Source organism: Streptomyces sp. SGAir0957, assembly GCF_043523415.1.
Genome location: NZ_CP027293.1, coordinates 5,554,497 through 5,568,058, shown reverse-complemented (window position 1 = coordinate 5,568,058; position 13,562 = coordinate 5,554,497). Strand labels below are relative to the sequence as shown.

Below are 13,562 nucleotides of genomic sequence, written 5' to 3'. Positions count from 1 at the left end.
ACGGGTAGAGCCGTTGCAGCCAGTGTCGGCGCGGGCGGCTACGCCCAGCGTCCGGTGCGGCCGAGCAGCAGCGCCACCGCCGCCGTCCCCGCCGTCGAGGTCCGCAGCACACTGCGTCCGAGCCGGTACGGGTGTGCTCCCGCGGCCGCGAACACGGCCAGCTCCTCCGGCGACACCCCGCCCTCCGGGCCCACGACCAGCACGATGTCGCCGTCCGTCGGCAGCTCGGCCGAGGCGAGGGCGGTGCTCGGCGCGTCCCGGTCCTCGTGCAGGACGACTGCCAGATCCGCGTCCGCGAGCAGTGCCGCGACCTCCTTGGTGGACGCCGCCTCCGCCACCTCGGGGAAGCGGACCCGGCGCGACTGCTTGCCCGCCTCGCGCGCGGTGGCCCGCCACTTGCCGAGGGCCTTCGTGCCGCGCTCGCCCCGCCACTGCGTGATGCAGCGCGACGCCGCCCACGGCACGATCGCGTCGACGCCCGTCTCGGTCATCGTCTCCACGGCCAGCTCCCCGCGGTCGCCCTTGGGCAGCGCCTGCACCACGGTGATCCGGGGCCGCTCGGCGGGCTCCGAGCGCACCGGGCCGACCTCCACGACCAGGCGGTCCTTGCCCTCGGCCGCGACGACGACGCCCTCGCTCCACTCCCCGCGCCCGTCCGTGAGGACGAGCGCCTCCCCGGCCCGCAGCCGCTTCACGGAGACGGCGTGCCGCCCCTCGGCGCCGTCGAGCACGTACGTGCGGTCGCCCGGCACCGGGCCCTCGACCACGAACACCGGGGCGGTCACGCGCCACCCCGCGATCCGCCCCGCTGCCCGAGCGTGGCCTCGGCGGCGCCCAGTTCGGCGGCGAGGACCTCGACGAGCTGCCCGGCGGGCAGTTCACGGGCGAGCCGGTGGCCCTGGCCCGCCCAGAGCGCCATGGCCTGCGGGTCACCCGCCTTGGCGGCGGCCTTGCGCAGCGGTGACGTCATGTGGTGGACCTCCGGGTACGCGGCGGGCGCGTACGGCCCGTGCTCGCGCATGAAGCGGTTGACGAGGCCGCGCGCGGGCCGCCCGGAGAAGGCCCGGGTCAGCTCGGTGCGGGTGAACAGCGGATCGGTCATGGCCTGTTTGTGGAGTGCGGGGGCGCCCGACTCGGGGGTCACGAGGAACGCGGTGCCGAGCTGGGCGAGGTCGGCCCCGGCCGCGAGCACGGCGGCGATCTGGGCGCCGCGCATGATGCCGCCGGCCGCGACGATCGGGAGCTGCACCGCTTCCCGTACCTGCGCGATCAGCGCGAGGAGGCCGATGCCGCTGCCGTCGGCCTCGGGGTTGTCGCGGTGGGTGCCCTGGTGGCCGCCCGCCTCGACGCCCTGGACGCAGACGGCGTCGGCGCCCGACCGCTGCGCGGCGAGCGCCTCCTCGACGGTGGTCACGGTGACGGCGGTCAGGGTGCCGACCTTGCGCAGCGCCTCGACGACCTCGCGGGTGGGGCAGCCGAACGTGAAGGTGACCAGCGGCACCGGCTCGTCGACGAGGACGGCGAGCTTGGCGTCGTAGCCGTCGTCGTGTCCGCTGTCGGGGTCGCCGAGCGGCGTCTGGTACCAGCCGGCCTCACCGGCGAGCTGGTGGCGGTAGACCTCGACCGCCGCGGGGTCCGCGACGTCGGGCTGCGGCATGAACACGTTGACCCCGAACGGCCGCCCCGTGAGCCCCCGCACCTGCTTGATCTCCTGGTACATCCCGTCGGCCGTCTTGTACCCGGCGGCGAGGAACCCGAGCCCGCCCGCATCGGACACGGCCGCCGCGAGCGCGGGCGAGGACCCGCCGCCCGCCATGGGGGCCTGCACGATCGGACAGGGGCAGAGAGCGGTCAGAGCGGAGGACATGACGGCATCGTGCCACGTACGGGACGGGCGGCCGAATCGGCGCTTCTGCCTGGCATGTGCCACCCCGGACGGGGTGGCACATGGGACACGCACTCGGGCGTCAGCGCCCTTTGAAGACGCGCCCGCCCTCTGCCGTCACCGCCCGTTGAAGGCGTCCTTCAGGCGCGAGAAAAGCCCCTGCTGCCCCGGCTGGAACTGGCCCGTGGGGCGTTCCTCGCCGCGGAGCTTGGCCAGTTCCCGGAGCAGGCGTTCCTGCTCGGGCTCCAGCTTCTGCGGGGTCATCACCTCGACGTGCACGATGAGGTCGCCGCGACCGCCGCCGCGCAGGTGCGTGATGCCGCGCCCGTGCAGCGGGACCGACTGCCCGGACTGGGTGCCGGGCCGGATGTCGACCTCCTCCATGCCGTCGAGCGTCTCCAGGGGCACCTTGGTGCCGAGGGCCGCCGCCGTCATGGGGATGGTGACCGTGCAGTGCAGGTCGTCGCCGCGCCGCTGGAAGACCGGGTGCGGCAGCTCGTGGATCTCCACGTACAGGTCACCGGCAGGGCCGCCGCCGGGGCCGACCTCGCCCTCGCCCGCGAGCTGGATCCGCGTCCCGTTGTCCACACCGGCCGGGATCTTCACCGTCAGGGTGCGGCGCGAACGGATCCGGCCGTCACCGGCGCACTCCGGGCACGGGGTCGGCACGACGGTGCCGAAGCCCTGGCACTGCGGGCACGGCCGCGAGGTCATGACCTGGCCGAGGAAGGAGCGCGTGACCTGCGAGACCTCACCGCGGCCGCGACACATGTCACAGGTCTGCGCGGAGGTCCCGGGCGCGGCGCCCTCACCGCTGCACGTCGAGCAGACGACAGCCGTGTCGACCTGGATGTCCTTGGTGGTGCCGAAGGCGGCCTCGTCCAGCTCGACCTCAAGACGGATCATGGCGTCCTGGCCGCGACGCGTGCGCGAGCGCGGCCCGCGCTGCGACGCCGTCCCGAAGAACGCGTCCATGATGTCCGAGAAGTTCCCGAACCCGCCGGCGCCGAAGCCACCGGCACCGCCGCCGCCCGACTGGGACAGCGGGTCGCCGCCGAGGTCGTAGACCTGCTTCTTCTGCGGGTCCGACAACACCTCGTACGCGGCGTTGATCTCCTTGAACCGCTCCTGTGTCTTCGGGTCCGGATTCACGTCCGGGTGAAGCTCACGGGCGAGCCTTCGGAAGGCCTTCTTGATCTCGTCCTGGGAAGCGTCGCGGCGCACGCCGAGTACGGCGTAGTAGTCCGTGGCCACTTACGACTCCGCCAGGATCTGTCCGACGTAACGTGCCACTGCGCGTACTGCTCCCATCGTTCCCGGGTAATCCATGCGGGTCGGTCCGACCACGCCGAGCTTGGCTACTGCCTCGCCGCCCGAACCGTAGCCGACCGACACGACGGACGTGGAGTTGAGTCCCTCGTGGGCGTTCTCGTGGCCGATGCGTACGGCCATGCCCGAATCGCCCACCTCACCGAGCAACTTGAGGAGCACGACCTGCTCCTCCAAGGCTTCCAGCACGGGCCGGATGGTGAGGGGAAAGTCATGTCCGAAGCGGGTGAGATTGGCGGTGCCGCCGATCATCAGCCGCTCCTCGGTCTCCTCGACGAGCGTCTCCAGGAGAGTGGAGAGCACCGTCGCGACCGTACCGCGGTCCTCCGCCTCGAAGGCCTCGGGCAGATCCTGCACCAACTGCGGCACATCGGCGAACTTGCGGCCCGCGACACGGCTGTTGAGCCGGGCCCGCAGATCCGCGAGGGACGGTTCGCCGAACGGCGCCGGGCAGTCGATCATCCGCTGCTCCACGCGCCCGGTGTCCGTGATCAGCACGAGCATCAGACGGGCGGGCGCGAGCGAGAGCAGCTCGACATGGCGCACGGTGGACCGGGTCAGGGACGGGTACTGGACGACCGCGACCTGCCGCGTCAGCTGCGCGAGCAGCCGCACGGTCCGGCCGACGACGTCGTCGAGGTCGACGGCGCCCTCGAGGAAGTTCTGGATGGCGCGCCGCTCCGGCCCCGTCATCGGCTTCACCGCGGTGAGCTTGTCGACGAAGAGGCGGTACCCCTTGTCGGTGGGGATGCGCCCGGCACTGGTGTGCGGCTGGGCGATGAACCCCTCGTCCTCCAGGGCGGCCATGTCGTTGCGCACCGTCGCCGGTGAGACGCCCAGGCTGTGCCGCTCGGTCAGCGCCTTGGAGCCGACGGGCTCCTCGGTGCCGACGTAGTCCTGGACGATGGCGCGCAGCACTTCGAGCCTGCGTTCACTGAGCATCGGGCGCACACCTCCAGCAACCGTCTCCGAGATCATCGCGATGGTCGTCGCGGTGATCGATGCGATCTTTCCGTTTTGGCACTCGCTGCGCGCGAGTGCCAGTCGTCCCCGGCTCAGTGTACGGCCGGTGGGTACGGACCAGGCAAGGCCGCTAGCGTCGACCCCATGAAAAGCACGGCGGACATCGACTGGCGGTCGGCGGGCTGGGAAGGGCTCGCGCCGCGCGTGGGCCGGGTCCGGCTGCCCGGCTGGGACTGCACGACCGGCCTGGTCGTGGGCGACGACGCGGCCCTGCTCATCGACACGGGCTCCTCCCTGTGCGAAGGGGCCCGGCTGCGCACGGACACCCGCCGCCTGCTCGGTTCGCGCGCGCGGGTGGCGCACATCGCGCTGACGCACCCCCACTTCGACCACGTCCTCGGCACGGCCGCCTTCGCGGGCGTCGAGGTGTACGGGGCCGCGGGCATCGACACCGTGTTCGCGCGGGACGGCGCGGACGCCCTGCGCGCCGACGCCGTACGCCACGGGGTCGATCCCGACGCGGCGGCCGAGGCGGCGGACCTCCTGGTCACCCCGGCCCACCGCATCTGCGGCGAACGCACGCTCGACCTGGGCGGCGGCGTCCAGGTCCTGCTCGCGAACATCGGCCCCGGCCACACGGCCCACGACCTGGCGGTTCTGGTCCCCGGGCCGGAGATCGTCTTCTGCGGCGACCTGGTCGAGGAGTCCGGCGAGCCCCAGGCGGGCACGGACGCGGCCCCACGCCTGTGGCCGCAGGCGCTGGACCGGCTCCTCGCCCTGGGCGGCGAGGACGCCCGCTACGTCCCCGGGCACGGATCAGTGGTGAATGCGGCGTTTGTCCGCGAGCAGCGCGCCACACTGGCGGCGCGATCCGGCGTGTCGTAGCCCGTACGCGACGGCTTCTCCTATCGTCGGCCGAATGCGCCAGTACAGCCCTGACCTCACGCCGCCGTGGAAGCGGAAGACCTCGGTGCCCGAGGTCCCGGCCGAGCCGGATCTCGTGGTCGAGGAGGTCACGACCGGCTTCTGCGGCGCGGTCGTCCGCGTCGAGAAGACGGCGCAGGGCCCGACGGTGACCCTGGAGGACCGCTTCGGCAAGCACCGCGCGTTCCCGATGGAACCCCGCGGCTTCCTCCTGGAGGGCAAGGTCGTCACCCTGGTCCGCCCCTCGGCGGGCGGCCCGGCGCGCCCCACCCGCACGGCATCCGGCTCACTCGCCGTCCCCGGCGCCCGCGCGCGCGTGGCCCGCGCGAGCCGCATCTACGTCGAGGGCAAGCACGACGCCGAGCTGATCGAACGGGTCTGGGGCGCCGACCTGCGCATCGAGGGCGTGGCGGTGGAATTCCTGGAGGGCGTCGACGACCTCCCGGCGATCGTGGCGGAGTTCGATCCCGGCCCCGACGCGCGCCTCGGCGTCCTGGTCGACCATCTGGTCCCCGGCACGAAGGAACACCGCATCGCCCAGTCGGTCACCAGCCCGCACGCCCTGGTCGTCGGCCACCCCTACATCGACATCTGGGAGGCCGTGAAACCGTCCTCCGTGGGCATCGACGCCTGGCCCCGCGTCCCCCACGGCCAGGACTGGAAGACGGGCGTCTGCCGAGCGCTGGGCTGGCGCGTCGCCAACACGGGCGAGGCCTGGCAGCACATCCTGTCCCGGGTCCACTCGTACAGGGACCTGGAACCGGCGCTGCTGGGCCGGGTGGAGGAGCTGATCGATTTTGTGACGGGCGGAGAAGCTTAGATCGCCGGACGAAACGCGCCCCGAGAGGGGCGCGGGGAACTGCGCGACCAGCCACGACGAAACCCGCACCCGCGGTGAAGAACACCACCCCTACGGCGCGTAGGCGCTGTCAGTCGACCAGATCCCGCACAACCCCGTCGGCCAGCAACCGCCCCCGCAGGGTCAGAACCGCCCGCCCCGCGTCGAACGGCCCCGCCTCAAGCAACCCGTCCCGCACAGCCTTCCGCGCAGCGCTAAGCCCGGCGGGCTTCAGCAAGGACACCGGGCACCCGTCCCGGAGCCGTAGCTCCAGCAGAATCCGCTCGACCCGCCGATCCTCATCGGCCAAGATCTCCCGCCCCGCGCCCGGCGAACGACCCTCCGCCAGCGCAGCGGCATACGCCCCGGGATGCTTGACGTTCCACCACCGCACCCCGCCCACATGCGAGTGCGCCCCGGGCCCGGCCCCCCACCAGTCGGCCCCGCGCCAGTACAGCTCGTTGTGCAGACACCGCCCCGCCTCGGACGTGGCCCAGTTCGACACCTCGTACCACTCGAACCCGGCGGAGCGCATCGCCTCGTCGGCGATGAGGTACCGGTCCGCGTGCACGTCGTCGTCGGTCATGGGCACCTCGCCGCGCCGGATGCGCCGGGCGAGCTGGGTGCCCTCCTCGACGATGAGCGCGTAGGCGGAGATGTGGTCGGGCCCGGCGCCGAGGGCGGCGTCGAGGGAGGCCCGCCAGTCGTCGTCGCTCTCGCCGGGGGTGCCGTAGATGAGGTCGAGGTTGACGTGGTCGAACCCGGCCGCCCGCGCCTCCGCGACGCACGCCTCGGGCCGCCCGGGGGTGTGCGTGCGGTCGAGGATCTTGAGGACGTGCTGCCGGGCGCTCTGCATCCCGAACGAGATCCGGTTGAACCCCCCGGCGCGCAGCTCGGCGAGGTAGGCGGGGTCGACGGACTCCGGATTCGCCTCCGTCGTCACCTCCGCGTCGTCCGCCAGCCCGAACTCCTCGCGGATGGCACCCAGCATCCGTACGAGGTCCGCGGCGGGCAGCAGCGTGGGCGTGCCGCCGCCGACGAAGACGGTCCGCACGGGGCGCGGGTCGTCGCCGAGCACCTTGCGGGCGAGCCGGACCTCCTCGATCAGGGTCTCGGCGTAGTTGTCGCGGGAGGCGAGCACGCCGCCGGTGGAGCGCAGCTCGGTCGCGGTGTAGGTGTTGAAGTCGCAGTAGCCGCAGCGGGTGGCGCAGTACGGGACGTGCAGGTAGAAGCCGAGGGGCCGGGTGGCGGCGCCGGCGAGGGCGGAGGCGGGCAGCGCCCCGTCGTCGGGCACGGGCTCACCATCGGGGAGGGCGGAAGGCATACCCCCATTGTCCAGCAGCCCGGCCCGAGCCGGGCCGCCCGCTCACATGGCCTGGAGCACGAGCAGCGCCAGATCGTCGTCCGGTGGCGCGTCCGCGTACGCGTGCACGAGCCGCCGGATGCGCTCGGCGAGCAGTTGCGCGGTGAGTCCGGCGCAGCCGGAGAGGGCCTGGGCGAGCCCGTCGTTGTCGTCGAACTGGCGGTGTCCCGAGCGGCGCTCGGTGACGCCGTCGGTGACGCAGAGCAGGGTGTCGCCGGTGAGCAGCTCGAACGTCTCGCTGGTGTAGTCGGGGTCCTCGACGACGCCGAGCAGCACTTGGGGGACGGCGGCGGTGAGGACCTCGCCGCCGGGCCGCATCAGGAGGGGCAGCGGGTGTCCGGCGGAGGCGAGGGTGCAGGTGACGGCGCGGCCGTCGTCGGACGGGGTGAGTTCGCCGTAGAGGAGCGAGAGGAAGCGGGAGCTGGAACCTTCCGCCGGAATGCCCTGGCCGCCCGCCGCGGCGAGGGCGCGGGCGGCGGCGTCGGCGGCCTCGGTGGCGTCGTCGAGCAGCAGCCGGTTGAGCCGGTCGAGGACCTGGGCGACGGGGTAGCCCTCGCGGGCGAGGAGCCGCAGCCAGGGCCGGACGAGGCCGATGACGACGGCCGCCTCCGGACCCTTGCCCTGGATGTCGCCGAGCGCGAAGCACCAGCGGCCGTCGCCCGCGGGGAAGACGTCGTAGAAGTCGCCGCCGGGGCCGCCCGCCTCCTTGGGTTCGTAGACGAGGGCGCTCTGGACGCCGGGGATCTCGGCGATGGCGGTCGGCAGCAGCCCGCGCTGGAGGATGCGGCTGATGGTGGCCTGCCGGGTGAAGCGGCGGGCGGCGCTGACGGCGAGGGCGACCCGGCGGGCGAAGTCCTCGACGAGCCCGGTGACCTCGTCGGGGAAGCGGAGCAGGTTGGCCCGCCCGATGACGAGGATGCCGAGGCTGCGGCCGCCGACCATGAGCCGGTAGGCGAGGGCGGACCCGGCGTCGTCGGGGCCGGTGTCGCCGCGGGACTCGAACGGCCAGTGCACGGGGACGGCGGCGGTGCGGGCGGCGGCGGGCAGCCGCGGGGGCTCCTTCTCCAGGCGTCCGCGCAGTTCGTCGGTGCGGTTCTCCTGGGCGTGCCAGACGCGGGCGAGCCGGGGCGTGGGCAGCGGGTCGCCGTCGCCGCGCGCGTCGGGGTCGGGGGTGCCGGGGGTGGAGCGGCCGTCGTCGTCGTAGAACCAGACCGCGCACCAGTCGGCGAGGCGGGGCACGAGGAGCTGGCCGACGAGGGTGGCGACCACGTCCTCGTCGAGCTGTCCCGCGAGCAGGTCGGAGGCCTCGGCGAGGAAGGAGAGCGCGCCGCGGTTGATCCAGTCGCGGTCCTGGGCGGCGCGCCGGGGCATGGGGGCGAGGAGGTCGGCGGCGCGCAGGCCGCGCTCCAGGGCGCGTACGGCGGACTGCACGGAGGGTTCGGCGGGGATCTCGCCGGCCTCGGCGCGTTCGGCGGGGAGCCGGGCCCACACCGTCTTGGTGCCGGGCCGGTAGGTGATGCCCCATGCCTCGGCGAGGGTCGCGACGAGGTGGAGGCCGCGCCCGTACTCGGGGGTCTCGACGGGGCGCGAGGGCTGGTGGCCGCGGACGGCGCGGGCCGGGTGCTGGTCGGTGACCTCGACGACGAGCCCGGCGGGGGTGCCGTCGGGGGTGCCGTCGGGGGCGGCCTCGTCGAGGCGGCACAGCAGGTCGACGCTGGTCCCGGCGTGCACGACGGCGTTGGTGACGAGTTCGCTGACGACGACCACGGCGTCATCGGTCAGCCGGTCGACGAGGTGGACGGCGCCGGGCAGGCCCTGCTCGGTCCAGTCGGTGAACGCCGCGCGGACGAAGCGGCGGGCGGCCGCGGGCGCGAGTGGGTTCCCCGGCAGCGAGGTGCGGACCATGACCGGTCCGACGAGCGGTTGGTCCGCTACGTCCCCGCCGCCGAAGGCGGTGTCCCGCTGGATAGGAATGGACCCCACGTTCGGCTCCTGAGCAGTTCGGGCAAAGACGCCTCAGGCGACACGAACAGAGTGACAGACTGACCACGCCCATAAGCACCGAGTTACCGAAGTGGGCCGCCATGAGTGAGAACAGTGCTATGCGTGTGCATCCAAGCGGGCCCGGCAGCGATGTGATCCGCCCGCCCGACCTCCGGCCGCTCCTCGCCGCGCTGTCGGCCGCCCGCGACGGGAACTTCACCCGCCTTCCCGACCGCGGGGAGGGCATGGTCGGTGAGCTGGGTGCCGTCTTCAACCAGCTCATAGACCGCAGTGTGCACTACAACGCCGAGCTGACGCGGGTACGCCGCGAGATCGTCCGGCACGGCCGGCTCGACGAGCGGCTGGAGGCGAGCCCGGGGCAAGGCGCGTGGGCGACGCGCACCGCCGACGTCAACACCATCATCGGCGCCCTGGTCGCACCCACCGCCAATGCCACGCGGGTGCTCGACGCGGTGGCGGGCGGCGACCTCACTCAGCGTGTCGACCTGCACGACGGGAACCGTCAACTACGGGGCGATCTGCGGCGGTTGGGCCGCGCGGTGAACAAGATGGTGGACCAGCTCTCCTTGTTCACCGGCGAGGTGACCCGGGTGGCCCGCGAGGTCGGCACCGAGGGCCGGCTCGGCGGCCGGGCCAAGGCGCAGGGTCTTTCGGGCAGCTGGCGGGACGTGACCGAGGCGGTCAACACGATGGCGTCCCGGCTTACGGCGCAGGTGCGGGACATCGCCCTGGTGACGACGGCGGTGGCGCGGGGCGACCTGACGCGTACGGTCACGATCGAGGCGACCGGCGAACTGCTCGAACTCAAGCTGACCGTCAACACGATGGTCGATCAGCTGTCCGCGTTCGCCGACGAGGTGACCCGGGTGGCGCGCGAGGTCGGCACCGAGGGCCAGCTCGGGGGCCGCGCCCAGGTCCGCGGTGTGTCGGGTGTCTGGAAGGACCTGACCGACAACGTCAACTTCATGGCGTCCAATCTCACCTCTCAGGTGCGCAACATCGCGCAGGTCACCACGGCCGTGGCCAACGGCGACCTGAGCCAGAAGATCATGGTCGACGCGCAGGGCGAGATCCTGGAACTCAAGTCGACGATCAACACGATGGTCGACCAGCTCTCCGCCTTCGCCGACGAGGTCACCCGCGTGGCGCGCGAGGTCGGCACCGAGGGCCAGCTGGGCGGGCGCGCCCAGGTCCGCGGCGTCTCCGGCGTCTGGAAGGACCTGACCGACAACGTCAACTTCATGGCGGACAACCTCACCTCCCAGGTCCGCAACATCGCGCTCGTCTCCACGGCGGTGGCCCAGGGCGACCTCGGCAAGAAGATCACCGTCGAGGCGAAGGGCGAGATCCTCGAACTCAAGTCGACGATCAACACGATGGTCGACCAGCTCTCCGCCTTCGCCGACGAGGTCACCCGCGTGGCCCGCGAGGTCGGCACCGAGGGCAACCTCGGCGGTCAGGCGCAGGTCCGCGGGGTCTCCGGGGTCTGGAAGGAACTCACCGACAACGTCAACTTCATGGCGTCGAACCTCACCTCCCAGGTGCGCAACATCGCCCAGGTCACCACGGCCGTCGCCCAGGGCGACCTGTCGAAGAAGATCTCGGTCGACGCGCGCGGCGAGATCCTCGAACTGAAGGACACCGTCAACACGATGGTGGAGCAGTTGCGCGGCTTCGCCGACGAGGTCACCCGGGTGGCCCGCGAGGTCGGCACGGACGGCCGGCTCGGCGGCCGCGCGACCGTGCACGGCGTCTCCGGCGTCTGGAAGGACCTGACGGACAACGTCAACTACATGGCGGACAACCTCACCTCGCAGGTCCGCAACATCGCCCAGGTCGCCACGGCGGTGGCCCAGGGCGACCTCTCCAAGAAGATCGACGTCGACGCGCGCGGCGAGATCCTCGAACTGAAGACGACCATCAACACGATGGTCGACACCCTGTCGTCGTTCTCCTCCGAGGTCACGCGCGTGGCCCGGGAGGTCGGCTCCGAGGGCCAGCTCGGCGGCCAGGCCCGGGTCGAGGGCGTCTACGGCACGTGGAAGCGCCTGACGACGAACGTGAACGAGCTGGCGTCGAACCTGACCACACAGGTCCGCGCGATCGCCGAGGTGGCGTCCGCGGTGACCCAGGGCGACATGTCACGGTCCATCACGGTGGAGACGCGCGGCGAGGTCGCCGAGCTGAAGGACAACATCAACCTGATGGTGGCCAACCTGCGCGAGACGACCCGCGCGAAGGACTGGCTGGAGTCGAACCTGGCGCGCCTCGCGGCCCTGATGCAGGGCCACCGGGACCTGATGGAGGTCGCCGATCTGATCCTGCGCGAGCTGACCCCGCTGGTGAACGCGCAGTACGGCGCCTTCTTCCTGGCGGAGCCGGACGAGGGCGACACCCCGATCCGTACGTCGATCCCGACCAAGGGGCTCGCCTACATCGCGGGCTACGGTTCGGCCGCCGCCCTGGTCGTGGACACCGGGGGTATGCCCGTCCACGGTCTCGTACGGCAGGCGGCCCTGGAGAAGAAACGCATCCTGGTGGAGGAGGCGCCGCCCGACTACATCAAGATCAACAGCGGGCTCGGGGAAGCCGCGCCCGCGTCCGTCGTCATCATCCCGATCCTGTTCGAGGACAAGCTGCTCGGCGTCATCGAACTGGCGTCGTTCTCCCGTTTCTCCGACGTCCACCTGGCCTTCTTCGACCAGTTCGTGAACACGATCGGCGTCGCGATCAACACCATCATCGCCAACTCCCGCACCGAGTCCCTGCTCGGCGAGTCCCAGCGCCTCGCCACCCAGCTCCAGGAGCGCTCGGACGAACTCCAGCGCCAGCAGGGCGAGCTGCAGCGCTCCAACGCCGAACTGGAGGAGAAGGCGGCGCTGCTCGCGACCAGCTCGCAGTACAAGTCGGAGTTCCTGGCGAACATGTCGCACGAGCTGCGCACCCCGCTGAACTCGCTGCTCATCCTCGCGCGGCTGCTCTCCGACAACCCGGACGGCCACCTGAACGAGCAGGAGGTGCAGTTCGCGACGACGATCCACCGTTCGGGCTCGGACCTGCTCCAGCTCATCAACGACATCCTCGACCTGTCGAAGATCGAGGCCGGGCGCATGGACGTACGCCCCAAGAAGCTCCCCCTCATCAAGCTCCTCGACTACGTGCACGCCACGTTCCGCCCGATCACCCTCGACCGGGGGCTCGCCTTCGACGTGTCGGTCGGCGAGGACGTGCCGCGCGAGGTGTTCTCCGACGAGCAGCGCATCCAGCAGATCCTGCGCAACCTGCTGTCGAACGCGATCAAGTTCACCGCGAGCGGCAAGGTCGAGCTGCGCGTCGAGCGGCTCAAGGATCCCGAGCACCAGTTCGTGCGCGACAGCGACGACCTGATCGCGTTCGCCGTCTCCGACACCGGCATCGGCATCGCCCGCGACAAGCTCCCCGTCATCTTCGAGGCGTTCCAGCAGGCCGACGGCACCACCAACCGCAAGTACGGCGGCACCGGGCTCGGCCTGTCCATCAGCCGGGAGATCGCCGGGCTGCTCGGCGGGCGCATCATCGCCGAGAGCGAGCCGGGCAAGGGCTCCACCTTCACCCTGTACGTCCCCGTCGCGCATCCAGGGCACGAGCCGCTGCCCGAGACGGTCCAGGCGCAACCGGCGCCCGTCGTCCCCGCGCAGCAGGGCGCGCGGCAGGACGGTGCCCCGGACTCGTACCCGCTGCACGAACAGGAGGACAACTGGCCGACGCCGACGAAGCTCGAGCGCTGGAAGACCGGCCTCGCGGGCCAGGTCCTGCCGGGGCGCCGCGTCCTCATCGTCGACGACGACATCCGCAACGTCTTCGCGCTCACCCATGTCCTCGGCCGCGTCGGCATGCCCGTCCTGTACGCGGAGAACGGCCGCGAGGGCATCGAGACCCTGGAGCGCAACCCCGACATCGGGCTCGTCCTGATGGACATCATGATGCCCGAGATGGACGGCTACGAGACGATCTCCGTCATCCGCGGGACCCCGCGCTGGGCCGGGCTGCCCATCGTGGCGCTCACCGCGAAGGCCATGCCCGGCGACCGGGAGAAGTCGATCGCCAAGGGTGCCAACGACTACGTGCCGAAGCCGGTGGACGTCGACCAGCTGCTGACCGTCGTCTGCGACCTCCTGGCCCCTGAGGCCCGCGACACGGACGAGCCCACCGCACCAGACGAGCCGGAGAGCGCGGCCGAACCCGTCGCCCCGCCGGCGACCGATTGAGGGACCGGC

Annotated in this window: 9 protein-coding genes; 3 read left to right on the top strand and 6 right to left on the bottom strand. The window is 72.1% G+C overall.

The window, feature by feature from the left end:
• Positions 1 to 38: 38 nt before the first annotated feature.
• The 4 genes from C1N81_RS29815 to hrcA all read right to left on the bottom strand — a co-directional run bounded on the left by C1N81_RS29815 (position 39) and on the right by hrcA (position 4,156).
• Complete coding sequence (locus C1N81_RS29815) at positions 39 to 785, bottom strand: 16S rRNA (uracil(1498)-N(3))-methyltransferase (RefSeq protein ID WP_394434235.1); 747 nt, start codon at positions 783 to 785, stop codon at positions 39 to 41.
• The gene (locus tag C1N81_RS29810; RefSeq protein WP_394434233.1) at positions 782 to 1,867 is read right to left on the bottom strand and encodes a nitronate monooxygenase; all 1,086 of its coding nucleotides are present in this window, start codon (positions 1,865 to 1,867) and stop codon (positions 782 to 784) included. Before C1N81_RS29810 ends, C1N81_RS29815 begins: the two co-directional genes overlap by 4 nt.
• 135 nt (positions 1,868 to 2,002) lie before the next feature.
• Positions 2,003 to 3,139, bottom strand: coding sequence for a molecular chaperone DnaJ (gene dnaJ, locus C1N81_RS29805; RefSeq protein ID WP_394434231.1), 1,137 nt, complete (start codon positions 3,137 to 3,139; stop codon positions 2,003 to 2,005).
• Positions 3,140 to 4,156, bottom strand: a complete 1,017-nt coding sequence (hrcA, locus tag C1N81_RS29800; protein WP_394434230.1) for a heat-inducible transcriptional repressor HrcA — start codon at positions 4,154 to 4,156, stop codon at positions 3,140 to 3,142. It lies immediately after the preceding gene.
• 165 nt (positions 4,157 to 4,321) lie between these two features.
• Here hrcA and C1N81_RS29795 point away from each other — a divergent pair, with 165 nt between their 5' ends.
• Both C1N81_RS29795 and C1N81_RS29790 read left to right on the top strand, forming a co-directional pair.
• Positions 4,322 to 5,062: an MBL fold metallo-hydrolase gene (locus tag C1N81_RS29795; RefSeq protein ID WP_394434228.1), complete on the top strand. Its 741-nt coding sequence runs from the start codon at positions 4,322 to 4,324 to the stop codon at positions 5,060 to 5,062.
• Between the two features lie 34 nt (positions 5,063 to 5,096).
• A complete protein-coding gene (locus C1N81_RS29790) occupies positions 5,097 to 5,921 on the top strand; it encodes a DUF3097 domain-containing protein (protein ID WP_394434226.1) in 825 nt (274 codons plus the stop codon).
• A gap of 109 nt (positions 5,922 to 6,030) precedes the next feature.
• Here C1N81_RS29790 and hemW read toward each other — a convergent pair whose 3' ends face one another.
• A complete protein-coding gene (hemW, locus tag C1N81_RS29785) occupies positions 6,031 to 7,263 on the bottom strand; it encodes a radical SAM family heme chaperone HemW (protein WP_394434224.1) in 1,233 nt (410 codons plus the stop codon).
• A gap of 42 nt (positions 7,264 to 7,305) precedes the next feature.
• Positions 7,306 to 9,285 carry a SpoIIE family protein phosphatase gene (locus tag C1N81_RS29780; protein WP_394434223.1) on the bottom strand — a complete coding sequence of 660 codons (1,980 nt, stop codon included), beginning with the start codon at positions 9,283 to 9,285 and terminating at the stop codon, positions 7,306 to 7,308.
• Positions 9,286 to 9,386: 101 nt separating this feature from the next.
• Here C1N81_RS29780 and C1N81_RS29775 point away from each other — a divergent pair, with 101 nt between their 5' ends.
• Complete coding sequence (locus C1N81_RS29775) at positions 9,387 to 13,553, top strand: HAMP domain-containing protein (protein ID WP_394434221.1); 4,167 nt, start codon at positions 9,387 to 9,389, stop codon at positions 13,551 to 13,553.
• Positions 13,554 to 13,562 lie beyond the last annotated feature (9 nt).

Coding starts and splice junctions, on each gene's coding strand:
- C1N81_RS29810 (WP_394434233.1), bottom strand. CDS start 1,867: ATGTCCTCCGCTCTGACCGCTCTCTGCCCCTGTCCGATCGTGCAGGCC.
- hrcA (WP_394434230.1), bottom strand. CDS start 4,156: ATGCTCAGTGAACGCAGGCTCGAAGTGCTGCGCGCCATCGTCCAGGAC.
- C1N81_RS29795 (WP_394434228.1), top strand. CDS start 4,322: ATGAAAAGCACGGCGGACATCGACTGGCGGTCGGCGGGCTGGGAAGGG.
- C1N81_RS29790 (WP_394434226.1), top strand. CDS start 5,097: ATGCGCCAGTACAGCCCTGACCTCACGCCGCCGTGGAAGCGGAAGACC.
- hemW (WP_394434224.1), bottom strand. CDS start 7,263: ATGCCTTCCGCCCTCCCCGATGGTGAGCCCGTGCCCGACGACGGGGCG.
- C1N81_RS29775 (WP_394434221.1), top strand. CDS start 9,387: ATGAGTGAGAACAGTGCTATGCGTGTGCATCCAAGCGGGCCCGGCAGC.